12 protein-coding genes and 1 pseudogene are annotated in these 14253 nt (G+C 71.6%); 11 read left to right on the forward strand and 2 right to left on the reverse strand.

Annotated features, from left to right (window positions below; all coding sequences use genetic code 11):
• Window positions 1-9 precede the first annotated feature (9 nt).
• Together ACWEFB_RS06150 and ACWEFB_RS06155 are read left to right on the forward strand one after the other, a co-directional pair.
• Window positions 10-633 (forward strand): FMN-binding protein, encoded by a 624-nt coding sequence (locus ACWEFB_RS06150; protein WP_452282705.1) that lies wholly within the window; start codon window positions 10-12, stop codon window positions 631-633.
• 55 nt (window positions 634-688) lie between these two features.
• Entirely contained in the window at window positions 689-1411 is a 723-nt protein-coding gene (locus ACWEFB_RS06155; RefSeq protein WP_452282795.1) for an FAD:protein FMN transferase, read from the forward strand.
• A gap of 344 nt (window positions 1412-1755) precedes the next feature.
• Here ACWEFB_RS06155 and ACWEFB_RS06160 read toward each other — a convergent pair whose 3' ends face one another.
• Entirely contained in the window at window positions 1756-2442 is a 687-nt protein-coding gene (locus ACWEFB_RS06160; protein WP_452282707.1) for a bifunctional DNA primase/polymerase, read from the reverse strand.
• Window positions 2443-2733: 291 nt separating this feature from the next.
• Here ACWEFB_RS06160 and ACWEFB_RS06165 point away from each other — a divergent pair, with 291 nt between their 5' ends.
• The 5 genes from ACWEFB_RS06165 to ACWEFB_RS06185 all read left to right on the forward strand — a co-directional run bounded on the left by ACWEFB_RS06165 (window position 2734) and on the right by ACWEFB_RS06185 (window position 7583).
• Window positions 2734-3963 carry a helix-turn-helix domain-containing protein gene (locus ACWEFB_RS06165; protein ID WP_326556561.1) on the forward strand — a complete coding sequence of 410 codons (1230 nt, stop codon included), beginning with the start codon at window positions 2734-2736 and terminating at the stop codon, window positions 3961-3963.
• 16 nt (window positions 3964-3979) lie between these two features.
• Window positions 3980-4549: a flavoprotein gene (locus ACWEFB_RS06170; protein WP_452282709.1), complete on the forward strand. Its 570-nt coding sequence runs from the start codon at window positions 3980-3982 to the stop codon at window positions 4547-4549.
• Between the two features lie 163 nt (window positions 4550-4712).
• Complete coding sequence (locus tag ACWEFB_RS06175; protein WP_452282797.1) at window positions 4713-5612, forward strand: Nif3-like dinuclear metal center hexameric protein; 900 nt, start codon at window positions 4713-4715, stop codon at window positions 5610-5612.
• Window positions 5609-6349: a zinc ribbon domain-containing protein gene (locus tag ACWEFB_RS06180; RefSeq protein WP_452282711.1), complete on the forward strand. Its 741-nt coding sequence runs from the start codon at window positions 5609-5611 to the stop codon at window positions 6347-6349. The genes ACWEFB_RS06175 and ACWEFB_RS06180 overlap by 4 nt, the downstream gene beginning before the upstream one ends.
• Before the next feature lie 70 nt (window positions 6350-6419).
• A complete protein-coding gene (locus tag ACWEFB_RS06185) occupies window positions 6420-7583 on the forward strand; it encodes a bifunctional RNase H/acid phosphatase (RefSeq protein WP_452282713.1) in 1164 nt (387 codons plus the stop codon).
• On the opposite strand, the gene ACWEFB_RS06190 is transcribed toward ACWEFB_RS06185, so the two are convergent.
• The gene (locus ACWEFB_RS06190; RefSeq protein ID WP_452282715.1) at window positions 7580-8455 is read right to left on the reverse strand and encodes an alpha/beta fold hydrolase; all 876 of its coding nucleotides are present in this window, start codon (window positions 8453-8455) and stop codon (window positions 7580-7582) included. The genes ACWEFB_RS06185 and ACWEFB_RS06190 overlap by 4 nt on opposite strands.
• Before the next feature lie 101 nt (window positions 8456-8556).
• Here ACWEFB_RS06190 and ACWEFB_RS06195 point away from each other — a divergent pair, with 101 nt between their 5' ends.
• The 4 genes and pseudogenes from ACWEFB_RS06195 (at window position 8557) to fxsT (ending at window position 14252) form a co-directional block, all read left to right on the forward strand.
• Window positions 8557-9885 carry a glycoside hydrolase family 18 protein gene (locus ACWEFB_RS06195; protein WP_452282717.1) on the forward strand — a complete coding sequence of 443 codons (1329 nt, stop codon included), beginning with the start codon at window positions 8557-8559 and terminating at the stop codon, window positions 9883-9885.
• Window positions 9886-10179: 294 nt separating this feature from the next.
• Window positions 10180-10392 (forward strand): DUF3311 domain-containing protein, encoded by a 213-nt coding sequence (locus tag ACWEFB_RS06200; RefSeq protein ID WP_326563203.1) that lies wholly within the window; start codon window positions 10180-10182, stop codon window positions 10390-10392.
• Between the two features lie 6 nt (window positions 10393-10398).
• A pseudogene (locus tag ACWEFB_RS06205) lies at window positions 10399-11822 on the forward strand (sodium:solute symporter family protein).
• A 177-nt stretch (window positions 11823-11999) separates the two neighbouring features.
• The gene (fxsT, locus tag ACWEFB_RS06210) at window positions 12000-14252 is read left to right on the forward strand and encodes an FxSxx-COOH system tetratricopeptide repeat protein (protein WP_452282719.1); all 2253 of its coding nucleotides are present in this window, start codon (window positions 12000-12002) and stop codon (window positions 14250-14252) included.
• The last annotated feature ends 1 nt before the right edge of the window (window position 14253 follow it).

Below are 14253 nucleotides of genomic sequence, written 5' to 3' on the forward strand. Positions count from 1 at the left end.
GTTGCACCGTTGCGTCGCGCCATTCTCGGCATCACCGGTCTTGCCGCGAGCACCACCCTGCTGGTGGTGCTCAAGGGCGGGCCGGCGACGACCGCGACCGCCCAGGACGTGCCGGTCGGAACGGCGGGTGCGTCGACCGACCCGAGCGCCGGTGCCCCGCCGGAGCCGACCCCGGACCCGGCCGGTGGCGGTGCGCAACCGACCGCGTCCGGTAAGCCGGGTGCGCCGAGCGGATCACCCGGCAAGTCACCGTCGAAGACCCCGACCGGCAAGCCCACGTCGAAGGCGCCAACCGGTGGGGGAGCGCCCACCACCACCAAGGCACCCCCGCCGCCGGCCAGCGGCCCCCGCAAGATCGACGGTTCGGTGACGCCCGCGGCCGACTTCGGCCTGGTCCAGGTGCAGATCACCGTCTCCGGCGACCGGGTCACCAACGTCATCGCGCTGGAACTGCCGGGCGAGACGGCCACCTCGGAGGGGAACAGCGACCGGGTGGACCGGGCCTACAGCGGGACCGGCGGGCAGGCGGTCACGGCGGCGAACCAGGGCCGGCTCCCGGACACCGTCAGCGGGGCGACCGCGACCAGTTCGGCGTACCGGCGGTCGTTGCAGGCCGCCCTGGACAAGATGTGAGGTCGGCGTGACCAGCGTACGGACCAGGCCGGGGCTGCGCCGGGTCGAGTTCGTCATGGGTACGGCGATCAGCCTCGACCTCGCCGACGACCTGCCCCCGGAGCGCCTCGACCAGCTCGCCGAGCAGGTTTTCGGCTGGATGCGCGAGGTCGACCAGCGGTTCAGCACGTTCAAGGCCGACAGCGAGGTGAGCCGGTTCGACCGGGGCGAGGTGGTGCTCTCCGACGCGTCGGCGGACCTGCGGGCCACCCTGGAACGCTGCGCCGACCTGTGGGGCGACACCGACGGTTTCTTCGACGCGTACGCCACCGGCCGGTTCGACCCGTCCGGGTACGTCAAGGGCTGGTCGGCCCAGGTCGCCTCGGACCGGCTGGTGGCCGCCGGGGCGCCGAACCACTGCGTGAACGCCGGTGGTGACGTACGGGTACGCGGCCTGTCCAGTTCCGGCGAGCCGTGGCGGGTCGGGGTGCAGGACCCGTGGGACCCGAGCCGGGTCGCGCTGGTGGTGCACGGGACCGACCTGGCGGTCGCCACCTCGGGGGTCTACGAGCGGGGGCACCACGTGATCGACCCGCGCCGAGGCACCCCGGCCCGGGGCCTGCGTTCGGTGACGGTGGTCGGCACCGACCTCGGCACCGCCGACGCGTACGCGACCGCGGCGCTGGCGATGGGGCAGGCCGGAGTGGGCTGGCTCGGCCGGTTGTCCGGGTACGAGTGGGCCGTGGTCACCGACGACCGGCGTACGCCCCGGTCCGACCGCCTGCCGATCACGGACTGACGTACGTGGCGGGCCGGGTCAGCGCACGGGGCGGTGGGTCCCGGCCGGTCGGGAGCCGGTCGGCCGAGGGCCGCCGGGGCGGGATCCCTTCGGTCGGGTCCCCGCCCACCGGCACGGCGGTGAGCCGGTGGCCGGCTCCGCCCCGTCCATACCGCCGGATGCCGGCGGTGTCTCGTCAGTTCGCATGTCATCCCCCGTGTGCGCGCCGGCTCGGTTTGCCTCTTGCGGTCCCGACCTCGGCTGTGCTACCTGCGTTAACGACCGTTACCTCGGCGGGTCGCTGCATGCCGCGCGCCGACTCGCCCGGACCGGCGTGGGAGCCGGGCGCCACGCGGTGCGGGGGTTCAGTAGCCGCGCCGGGGAGCGGGCAGCCGTCCGGGCAGCAGGGCGACCGGGATCGCCGGGGTGTGCGCCTGCAACGCGTCGACCAGGAGTTCCTGTACGGCGTACGAGTCGGGAAGCTGCCAGCGGACCTCCTCCGGTGGCACCACCCAGCGCACGGTTCCCTCGGGAAGCCGGGTCGGCGGGGCGGGGATCCAGGAGCCGGGACCGTGCCGGATCACGTACAGGCACTGGTCGAGTTCGGGCCGGAGCGGGTCACCGGGGCGGACCAGGAACATCCACCGCCCGCCGGGGGTGAGTGCGACCGGGCCGCGTACCTGGTCGTGGCCGGGGATGGTCACGCCGGGGTGCGGCCGGGAGGCGTCGAGTACGTGCTGGCCGAGGTACGCCGGCACCTCCAGCACGTCGAAGGTGTAGCCGGTGGCGAGCAGTACGGCGTGCGGCCGTACCCGCCACCAGGCGCCGACCCGGGCGGGGTCGGAACTGGCGGCTCCCTCCCACTCCTCCAGGGCGGGGTGGCAGCCGGTGGTGGGGCAGCCGGCCCGGCCGCAGACGAAGCGCTGCCGGTTGAGGAAGGCGCCGGGGGTCACCTCCCAGCCGTGCATGGCGTACCGGACGGCGACCCGCCTCAGGCGTACCCGTTCCAGGGTGGTCAGGCGGGTGATGGGCGGTCGGGTGGTCCCCCACATGGCACGCAGCTCCTCTCGGGGTCGATCAAGGTGAGATCGATGGAGTGGCGCCGTCACCGGCGCCGGGCGTATTCGTTGCTCCTGGCATAAAGCCACTTGCAACTTGCATCGAAAAGTACGAGCACCAAACGGGGGTCAGACGCACAGAATGTGCGACCGGCACATAGCGAACAAAACGCACAATGGATCTCGTACGGCAACGAAGCGTACATCTGAAAACTGAGCCCGATTACATACCCGACAGAGCTCGACCGGCCCGGACCGCCGGCATGGCAAAGGGGAGGAACGGACGTGGACGAGCTGCCCATCGGGCGCCGCGTCGCCTATTGGCGTGGTCGACGCAAGTTGTCCCAGCAGGTCTTCGCCGACCGCCTCGGCAAGTCCAAGAGCTGGGTCGACAAGGTCGAACGCGGGGTACGCCGGCTGGACAAGTTCTCCGTCCTCTACGAGATCGCCGACGTGCTCACCATCGACGTACAGCTCCTGCTCGGCAAGGACCCGGAACGGCGTACCGATGCCCTGAACTGCATCGACGAGGTCGAGGTCGAGGAGATCCGGGCCGCACTGGAGCGGTACGTCTCGATGAGCAAGTACTTCGACGCGCAGGTGGTCCCGCCGCCCCTGCCGGAGTTCCGCAAGGCGGTCAGCCACGCCTGGCTGACGTACCAGTACGCGCGCTACGGCGTACTGACCCGGGCGCTGCCGAAGCTGCTGCGCGACGCACAGGCGGCGGACGCGTACTACACCGGCGACGACGGGCAACTCGCCGCGAGCCTGCTCGGGCAGGTCTACCAGATCGCCTCGTCGGCCCTGCGCAAGCTGGGTGAGCACGAGCTGGCCTGGCTCGCCGCCGACCGCTCCATGGCCGTCTCCGTACGCGCCGACGACCAGTTGCTCGCCGGGGTGGCCACGTACCGGGTCGGCAACGCCCTGCTCGCCCTGGGCCGGGCCCGGTCGGCGCTGGAGGTCAACGTCAACATCGCCAACCGGCTCGCCCCCGGCGGCACCAACGGCGCCGACCCGGACCGGCTCTCGGTGTACGGCATGCTCCTGCTCCAGGGTGCGATGGCCGCCGCCCGGCTGGGCGACAACGCCACCGTCCGGGACCTGATCCGGGGCGCGGAGGAGGCGTCGAACGCGCTCGGCTCGGACCAGAACTACTACTGGACCAGTTTCGGCCCGACCAACCTGGAACTGCACCGGGCGGCGGCGGCGGTGGAACTGGGTGAGGGCCGGCAGGCGGTCGAGACCCACGAGCAGCGGATCGACAAGCGGAGGTTCGCCGCCCTGCTGCCCGAGCGGCGGGCCCACCACCTGCTCGACATCGCCCGCGGCTTCGCCCAGATCGGGGACGTGAGCAGCGCGGGGGAGATGCTGGTCGACGGCGACCGGCTGGCCCCCTCGGAGATCCGGTGCCGGCCGATCGCGCACGAGGTGATGTCCGACATCCTCCGTCGCACACGTGGTGCGCCGCCCGCGCCGATTGCGGAGTTGGCTGAGCACATGGGTGTCGGCATATGAGTGGGTTGGTGGCCGGATGACCGGGCAACCCCAGCGCAGAGTCCTGTACGTGATCGCCTGTGGGTCCCCGCTGGCCCGCAACGTCGACCGGCTGGTGGCACTCGCCCAGCAGGACGGCTGGGTGGTCTGCGTGGTGAGTACGCCGGACGGGCGCAAGTTCGTGGACGTACCGGCGATCGAGGAGCAGACCGGTTATCCGGTCCGTTCGACGTACAAGTCTCCGGGTGATCCGGACCTGCTGCCGCCGGCCGACGCGATGATCGTCGCCCCGGCCACGGTCAACACGGTCAACAAGTGGGCGGTCGGGATCACCGACAGCCTCGCCCTGGGCTTGTTGATCGAGGGACAGGGGCTGGGGCTCCCGATCGTGGCGATGCCGTTCACCAACGCCGCGATGGCCACCCACCCGGCCTTCCGGGCCAGCCTGGACCGGCTGCGCGGGTGGGACGTGACGGTGCTGTTCGGCGACGACGTGCTGCCGCCGTTCGCCCCCGGCAGCGGGGCGCACTACCTCGACCAGTACCCCTGGGAGCTGGGGCGCGACGCCCTGCGGGCCCGATGCGCGGTCAACGGCCTCCCCGGCTGAGCGCCCCGACCGGCCCGGCCCCGGCCCGGCGGAGTTCCCGGACGGTGGTCCGGCCGGACCGACCGGCCGGGCCGATCGAGCCGGCACCACGGTCGACGGGCCGACGCCGGTAAGCTGGGCCGCCGTGGGAACAACTGGATCCGAGACGTCGAGCGTGGCCGAAGTGGTGGCCGCGCTGGACCGTCGTTACCCGCCGGCCTGGGCCGAGCAGTGGGATCGGGTCGGGTTGGTGCTCGGCGACCCCGAGGCGCCCGTACGCCGGGTCGCCTGCGTGGTCGACTGCGTGCCGGAGACCGTCGCCGAGGCGCTGGCCCGGGGGGCGGACCTGATCGTCGCCCACCATCCGCTGCTGCTGCGGGGGGTGTCGTCGGTCGCGGCGACGACGTACAAGGGTCGGATCGTGCACCAGTTGATCAAAAACGATGTCGCCCTGTACGTCGCGCACACCAACGCCGACGTAGCCGACCCGGGCGTCTCCGACGCGCTCGCCGCCCGGCTCGGCCTCACCGACCTGCGCCCGCTGCGTCCGGCCACCGGCCCGGCGGCGGGAGCGGGACGGGGCGCCGGTCGGATCGGCCGGCTGCCCCGACCGATGACGCTGACCGACCTGACCCGGTACGCGGCCGACGCGCTCCCGCCCACCACCTGGGGCGTACGCGCCGCCGGTGACCCGGACCGGGTGATCCGCACCATCGCGGTCAGCGGCGGCGCGGGCGATGGTTACCTCGGCGACGCGCGCACCGCCGGGGTGGACGCCTTCCTCACCGCGGACCTGCGTCACCACCCCGCCAGCGAATACCTCGCCGAGGGCGGTCCGGCGCTGCTGGACGCCGCCCACTGGGCCACCGAGCGTCCCTGGTTGGATGACCTCGCGACCCACCTGCGGGAACACCTGCCCGTCAGCGCGTACGTGTCCGACCTGGACACCGACCCGTGGACGGTCCGGGCCGGATCGCCGTCCCACGGCGCCCCCGCATCACCCGTCACCCCCGTACCTTCGCCTGTGGCCGCCGTACCTCCCGTGCACGCCGCATCCCCCGTGGACAAGGAGCACCTTCTGTGAAGGCCAACCCGCAAGAGCAGCGTCGCCTGCTGGACCTGCAAGCGATCGACACCCAGCTCGCCCAGCTCGCGCACCGGCGCCGCACCCTGCCGGAGCACGCGGAGCTGGAGGCGCTGGCCCGGCAGCTCTCCGCGCTCGAGGACGAGCGGGTACGCGCCCAGGTGGCGGTGGACGACCTCGACCGGGACATCAACCGGATGGAGAAGGACATCGACCAGGTTCGGGCCCGCAAGGACCGGGACCAGGCACGGTTGACCGTCGGCTCCGGCCCGGCCCGCGAACTGGAGGCGATCCAGCACGAGCTCAACTCGCTCAACCGGCGGCAGAGCGAGCTGGAGGACACCGAGCTGGAGCTGATGGAGCAGCGGGAAACCGCCCAGGGTGTGCTCGACGGGATCCTGGAGCGGTTGACCACGACCCGGGAGACGCGCGAGGCGACCGAGCAGCGGCGGGCCCAGTCGCTGGCCGACATCGCCAAGGAGGAGGAGTTCAAGACCGGCGCGCGGCAGCCGCTCTCGGCGGACCTCCCGGCGGACCTGGTGGCCCTCTACGACAAGATCCGCGAGACGTCCGGCGGGCTCGGCGCGGCGCTGATGACCCACGGCCGGTGCGGCGGGTGCCGGCTGGAGCTCTACGGCGCCGACCTGGCCCGGATCAAGGCGGCGGCGCCGGACGAGGTGGTGCGCTGCGAGGAGTGCCGGCGGATCATGGTCCGGACCGCCGAGTCGGGGTTGTGACCGTGTCAGCCCGTCGGCGCCGGAACCGGGCCGAGGTCCAACGTCCGGAGCCGGTGGATCGGGTGCTCGAATGAGCCGCCGGCTGCGGGTGGTGATGGAGGCCGACGGCGGGGCGCGGGGCAATCCGGGTCCGGCCGGCTTCGGGGCGGTGGTCCGGGACGCCGAGTCCGGCGAGGTCCTGGCCGAGCGGTCCGAGTCGATCGGGGTGGCCACGAACAACGTCGCCGAGTACCGGGGCCTGATCGCCGGTCTGGAGGCCGCCGTCGAGCTGGGGGCAGCCGAGATCGACGTACGGATGGACTCCAAGCTGGTGGTCGAGCAGATGTCCGGCCGCTGGCAGATCAAGAACCACGGGCTGCGCCCGCTGGCGGCGCAGGCGGCCACCCTGGTCCGCAAGTTCGAGTCGGTGCGGTACCAGTGGATCCCGCGCGACCAGAACCGGCACGCGGACGCGCTGGCGAACGCGGCGATGGACCTGGCGGCGGGCAGGCCGGAGGTTGCCGAGGCCGGTGCCCTGGCCGGGCCGGACGCCTCCGCCCGGGCCCGTGCGCGGGAGGTCGCCGCCCAGGGCTCGACCACCCGCAGTTCGTGGGAGCCGAGGCCGGCGTCGACCGCCACCCGGCTGCTGCTGGTCCGGCACGGTGAGACCGAGCGGACCGCCGAGCGCCGTTACTCCGGCCGGGGTGACGTGCCGCTCTCCGAACGCGGCCTGGCCCAGGCGCGGGCGACGGCCGCCCGGGTGGCCGGGCTGGCACCCTCGGCCGCGGTCGTGGTCAGCTCACCCCTGTCCCGGTGTACGGCCACCGCAGGGATCATCGCCGAGCAGCTCGGCGGCAAACCGGTGGGGATCGAGCCGGACCTGATCGAGTGCGACTTCGGCCGCTGGGAGGGCCACACCTTCGCCGAGGTGCAGGAACGCTGGCCGGGGGAGATGGACGCCTGGCTGGCCTCGCCGGCCGTCGCCCCGCCGGGCGGGGAGTCGTTCCGGGCGGTGACCGGTCGGGTCCGTCGGGCCCAGTCGGCGCTGCTGGCGGCGTACCCGGGGGAGACGGTGGTGGTGGTCTCGCACGTGTCGCCGTTGAAGATCCTGCTCCGGGACGCGCTCGCGGCCGGTGACGCCTTCCTGCACCGCCTCTACCTGGAGCCCGCCGGACTGTCCATCGTGGACTTCTGGCCGGACGGGGGCGTGGCCGTACGCACCGTCAACGACACCGCCCACCTGACCACCAGCTAGGCGGTGTGCGGGGCGACGGCGGTGAGGTGGGTGAGCACCAGTCGGGCGAAGGTCGGTCCGTCGTCCACCCACGGGTAGTGGCCGGCCCGGTCCTGCACCACAAGTTCGCCGTACGGGAACAGGTCGGTGAGGGCCCGTGCGGCCGGTGGCGCCGGCATCGGGTCCAGCTCACCGGCCAGCACCAGTACCGGTACGTCCAACGTCGCCAACGCGGCGCGTACCGCTGCGGTGTCCGGTTCGAAGCCGGCGTAGAAGCCCTCGGTGGCGGCGTCGGCGCGTTCCCAGGCGTCGGCCTCGCGGTGGGCGCGGGCGCGCTCGTCCCACCGGCCGTAGCTGAACGGGGCGGCGGCGAGCCGGAGCGCGGCGGTGTCGGCCAGGCTGGCCCCGCCGGCCACCGCCTCCTGCCAGGTGGCCCGTGCCGCTCGGGCGCCCCGGTACCACCATTCGCCGGCCCGGGCGGCGAGGGCGTCGTCCTGCCCGGTCGCCTCGGTCCCGGTGGCCCGCAGGGCCGGGGTGATCAGGAGCAGCCGTTCCAGTCGGTCCGGGAACCGGGCAGCGTAGAGCTGGGCCAGGTCACCACCGGCGGAGTGGCCGAGCAGGCTCATCCGGTCCAGGCCGAGGTGTTGCCGGAGTGCCTCGACGTCGTCGACCAGCCGGTCGCACCGGTAGCTGGCCGGATCGGCCGGCACCTCGGACTCGCCGGTCCCCCGGTGGTCCAACATGATCAGAGTCCGGTACGCCGAGAGTCCGCCGAGTTCGTCCAGATAGGACGACGCGCGTCCGGGGCCGCCCGGTAGGCAGACCAGCGGTGGCCCGGCACCGTGCACGTGGTAGGTCAACTCGGTCGCGTCGTACGAGGGGAACCTCGGCACCCGACCAGCATGCCAGAGTCAGGGCTTGACCGCAGCAGGTGATCAGCAGATCATCGATCTGCAAGGTTTCCTTACAGATCTCAGCTCCTCAAGGAGTGTGGATGAATAACCGTCTCGCCCGTCGACTCGGTGTCCTCGTCGTCACCGCGTCTCTGCTGCTCACCGCCGCTCCGCCCACCGTCGCGCAGGCCACCGGCACCAACCGGGCCTCGGACGGTTACTACAAGGTCGGCTACTTCACCCAGTGGGGCATCTACGGCCGGGCGTTCCCGGTCAAGAAGCTCGACACCTCCGGCGCCGCCGCCCGGCTCACCCACGTCAACTACGCGTTCGGCAACGTCACCGAGGACGGCAAGTGCTACGTGGACGGTGGACCGGGCGAGGGTGACGCCTGGGCCGACTACCAGCGGCCGGTCCCGGCCGAGGAAAGTGTGGACGGGGTCGCCGACGCGCCCGGCCAGGCGCTGAACGGGAACTTCAACCAGCTCGCCAAGCTCAAGGCCAAGCACCCCGACCTGAAGGTGCTGATCTCGCTCGGCGGCTGGTCCTGGTCGACGTACTTCTCCAACGCCGCCGCGACCGACGCCTCCCGCAAGGCGTTCGTCTCCTCCTGCATCGACCTGTACCTCAAGGGCAACCTGCCGGGCACCGCCCCCGGCACGGCCGCCGGTGTCTTCGACGGGATCGATCTGGACTGGGAGTGGCCGGGATCGGCAGGCGAGCCGGGCAACGTGATCCGCGCCGAGGACAAGCAGAACTTCACCAAGCTGCTCGCCGAGTTCCGCAAGCAGCTCGACGCGTACGGCAAGAAGAAGCGCGAGCACTACGAGCTGACCGCGTTCCTGCCGGCCGCCCCGGCGACCATCGACGCCGGCTTCGAGGGCAACAAGATCTTCAAGTACCTGGACTTCGCCACCGTGCAGGGTTACGACTTCCACGGCGGCTGGGACGCCCGCGCCAACCAGCAGTCCGCGCTGCGGGTGCCGGCGGGTGCGCCGGACAACCCGGACTTCTCCGTCGAGGTCGCGATCAACACCTGGATCGACCGGGGTGCCCCGGCCCGCAAGCTGGTCCTCGGGGTCCCGTACTACGGTCGGGGTTGGACCGGGATCACCGGCGGCGGCAACGGGCTCTTCGGCCCCGCCGCCGGCCCCGCACCGGCCACCTTCGAGGCCGGGTACGAGGACTACAAGGTGCTGAAGAACCTGGCCGGCAACGGCTACACCGTGCACCGCGACCTGCGCGCCGGGCACGCCTGGCTGTTCGACGGCACGACCCTCTGGACGTACGACGACCCGGCGGTGGTGCTGCAGAAGGCGCTCTACATCCGGACCAAGGGACTGGGCGGGGCGATGATCTGGTCGCTCGACGGTGACGACGACAACGCGTCGCTGACCCGGACGATCTCCCTCGGACTCTGGACCTTCTGAGCTAACGGGAAAGCGTCGCCACCTGCACCTGCTTGACGGCTGCCCCGTCGACCACCCGGTCGGCGGGGCAGTCCTCGTATCGGCCGTTCGGCGCAGCGCGCTCGCCGTTCGGCGCACCACCTCCGCCGTCGGTACGTGATGGCGGTCACAGCCTCGATAACCTCCGGCCGCGTACGAGATCAGAACCGCTGGTGGAGGTGTGCGATGAGCGAACCAGAATCGGCCAACCCCGGTACGGCGGACCCACCGGATCCGGCCGGTACGCCCGAGGCCCCCGCTCCCACTCCCGAACCGGTGCCGGTGGCGGCCTCGAAGGCCGGCGACCGCAGCCCGTGGAACTGGCTCCTCTTCCTGCCGATCCTGGTCCCGCTGATGACGCCCCTGTTCAACCAGGACTCACCCCGGCTGTTCGGCTTCCCGGTCTTCTACTGGCTGCAACTGGCCTTCATCCTGCTCGGCGTCACCACCACCACGGTGGTCTACCAGCTCACGAAGCGGCGGGGGTGAGCCCACATGTGGCGCGACCATCTCACTGAGATCATCATCTTCACCCTGCTGTTCCTGCTGGTCAGCGGCATGGGCTTCGTCGCCGCCCGGTGGCGGGCACCGAAGGACATGGCCCACCTGGACGAATGGGGGCTGGGCGGGCGCAGCTTCGGGGGCTGGATCACCTGGTTCCTGGTCGGCGGGGACCTCTACACCGCGTACACCTTCGTCGCCGTACCGGCGCTGAGGCGGTGCTCAAGACGATGGGCGTGACCGGGGAGAGCACCGTCGCCCGGCACCTGCCGATCATCGTCGCGTTCGCCATCCTCGCCGCCTACACCTACCAGTCCGGACTGCGGGCACCGGCACTGATCGCGTTCGTCAAGGACATACTGATCTACATCGTGATCCTGGTGGCGATCATCTACCTCCCGTACAAGTTGGGGGGTTGGGGGGAGATCTTCGACGCGGCGGACGCCAAGTTCGACGCGAGCGCCGCGCCGGGTGACGGCACGCTGCTCAACCCCAACAACCAGATCCAGTACGTCACCCTCGCGCTCGGCTCCGCGCTCGCCCTGTTCCTCTACCCGCACAGCATCACCGGCATCCTGGCCAGCAAGAACCGGGACGTGATCAAGCGGAACATGTCCGCGCTGCCGGCCTACAGCCTGCTGCTCGGGTTGATCGCCCTGCTCGGTTACATGGCCATCGCGGCCGGGGTGACGCCGCTGCCCGGCGCGACCGAGGGCAGCGTCGACAACAACACCGTGGTCCCGTTGCTCTTCGAGCAGCAGTTCCCGAGCTGGTTCGCCGGCATCGCGTTCGCCGCCATCGGCATCGGCGCCCTGGTCCCGGCCGCGATCATGTCGATCGCGGCGGCGAACCTGTTCACCCGCAACATCTACAAGGAGTACCTGAAGCGGGACGCCTCCCCGGCCCAGGAGGCGCACGTCTCGAAGATCGCCTCCCTGGTGGTCAAGGTCGGCGCGGTCGCCTGCATCGTCTTCCTCGACCCGCAGTTCTCCATCGACCTGCAACTCATCGGCGGCGTGATCATCCTCCAGACCCTGCCGGCGGTGGCGCTCGGTCTCTACACCCGCTGGTTCCACCGGGGCGCCCTGATCGCCGGCTGGGCCGCCGGCATGGGGCTGGGCATGTGGATGCTCTACCAGATCCCGAACGCCGCCTCGAAGCGCGCCCACTTCGGCGGCTCCAACTTCCCCCTGGAGAAGTTCGGCCTGGACACCCCCAAGACCATCTACGTAGGACTGGTGGCGGTCGCCCTCAACCTCCTGGTAGCCACCATCCTCACCCTGATCCTGCGCGCCCTACGGATAACCGAGGGCCCCGACGGCACCACCCGCGACGACTACTTCGCCGACGAAAACGACCCCCGCCCCATCCCCACCCAACGCACAGAAACCCCCACCCCAGCAGAACCCGTCGCCTGAGCTCCCCTCCGGCTCCCCCCCGGTTCGCCCCGTTGATCATGAAGTTAGCGACGGATTTCGGCTTGAATCCTGTCGCTAACTTCATGGTCAACGGCGGGGGTGGACGGGGTGGACGGGGTGGGGGTGGGGTGGGAGGGTGGTGGGGTGGATGGGGTTGATGCTTCGGGTGGGCGGGGGGTGCAGGTCAATCAGGGGGGCGTCAACAGTCAGCAGAACAACTTTTACGTGCAGGCAGGGGCGCCGGTCGGTTGGCCGCAGCGGGTGGGGATGGTGCCCGCGCTGGCATCGGCGTTCCAGGACCGCGCCGGGCTCCGCGCCACGATCGAAACCAGCCGTACGCGCCGCAGCGGCGCCGTGTCCACCCAGGTCCTGACCGGAGGGGGCGGTGTCGGCAAGTCACAACTCGCCGCCGCGTACGCCATCGAGGCCGCCCGGGACGGTGTCGACCTGCTGGTCTGGGTCGACGCCAGCGGACCCGACGCGGTGGTGGCCGCGTACGCGCAGACCGCTGGCCGCGTACAGGCTCCCGGTGGCGGTGGCTCCGATGCCGTCGTGGCGGCACGGGCGCTGCTGGACTGGTTGGCCACCACCGAACGTACGTGGCTGATCGTCCTCGACGACATCACCGAGCCGGAGCGGATCGAGCCGTGGTGGCCGACCGGTGCCACCGGCAACGGACGGGTCCTGGCCACCACCCGCCGCCGTGACGCCATCCTCTCCGACCACGGCCGGACCGTGATCGACGTCGACGTGTACGACGAACCCGAATCCGCCGGCTACCTCGCCGAACGGCTCACCGCCGCCGGAGCGCCGCACCTGCTCGACACCGGCGCCCGCCCGCTCACCACGGCACTGGGGCACCTGCCGCTGGCCCTGTCGCACGCGGCGGCGTACATGGTCAACGAGGCGGTCGGGTGTGCCGCGTACCTCGGTCTGTTCACCGACCGGCGGTCGCAGCTCGACGCCGTGCTGCCGTCGACCACCGACTCCCGGGGCTGGCGCCGGTCGATCGGTGCCACCCTGCTCGTCGCCCTCGACGCCGCCCAGGCATGCGAACCCATCGGTCTGGCGCTTCCCGCACTCCGGCTCGCGGCCGTGCTCGACCCAGCCGGACACCCGGACACCCTCTGGACCGACGCCGCCGTCGTCGCCCACCTGAGCAGGCACAACCCCGCACCGGACCGGGGCGTGACCGTCAGCCGGGCACGGGCCGCGATGCGCCTGCTGCACCGGTACGGACTGCTCGCCCACGACCCGCGAACCGGACCCCGCGCGGTACGCGTGCACGCCCTCACCGCCCGAGCCGTACGCGAAACCACCCCGCCGGTCGAACTGGAGGCCGCCATCCAGGCCGTCGCGGACGCCCTGCTCGACGCCTGGCCCGACCCGGACACCCACCCCGACCAGGCAGAACTGGTCGCCGCGCTGCGTACGAACACGGCGGCGCTGATCGACAACACCGCCGGTGGGTTGTGGTACCCCAACCCGCCGGAAGTCCTGCTCACGCTCGGGGACAGCCTGTTGGCCGGCGGACTGCCCCAGGCCGCGATCCGCTACTGGGAGCACCTGATCGCCGTCACCGGACGGCTGGTCGGCCACCGGCACCCCGGCATGACGACGCTCTGGCTCGGTCTTGCTGACGCCTACCGGCACAGCGGTCGTACCGCCGAGGCGATCACCATCGAGGAGCAGATGGTCGCCGACCGGGAGCGCAACCTCGGTGACCGGCACCCGAACACCCTGTCCGCCCGGATCAACCTGGCCGCGTCGTACTGGCAGGCCGGGCGCGTGGCCGAGGCGATCACGATCGAGGAGCGGGTGGTCGTCGACAACGCGCAGGTGCTCGGCGACCTGCACCCGAACACCCTGACCGCGCGGATGAACCTCGCCGCCTCCTACCGGGTAGCCGACCGGCACGCCGAGGCGATTGAGCTCGCCGAACGGGTGGCCGCGGACTGTGTCGAGGTCCAGGGCGACGAGCACCCGCAGACGCTGACCGTGCTCGGCAACCTCGCCTCCTCGTACCGGGAGGCGGGGCGGGTCGCCGAGGCGATCCCGATCGAGGAACGGGTGCTGGCCGCCAGCGAACGGGCGCTCGGTGAGGGGCACCCCGGGACCGTGACCGCGCGGGCCAACCTCGCCGCCTCGTACGCGGACGCCGGGCGAATCGCCGAGGCAATCCCCATGCTCGAACGGGTGATCAACGACAACGGCCGGGTGTACGACGAAGCGCACCCGAGCGGACCGAACGCGAGGCTCGCCCTCGCGGGCCTCTACTGGAAGGCCGAGCGGACCGGCGAGGCGATAACCACGCTCGAACGGTTGCTCGCCGACAGCGCCCGGTTCGTCGGTGAACAGCACCCGCAGACCGTGAAGCTGGCCGCCGCACTGCGCGAGTGGCAATCGATCGTTTCCGGAGCACAGCCGTAAG

The organism is Micromonospora sp. NPDC004704, assembly GCF_053601675.1.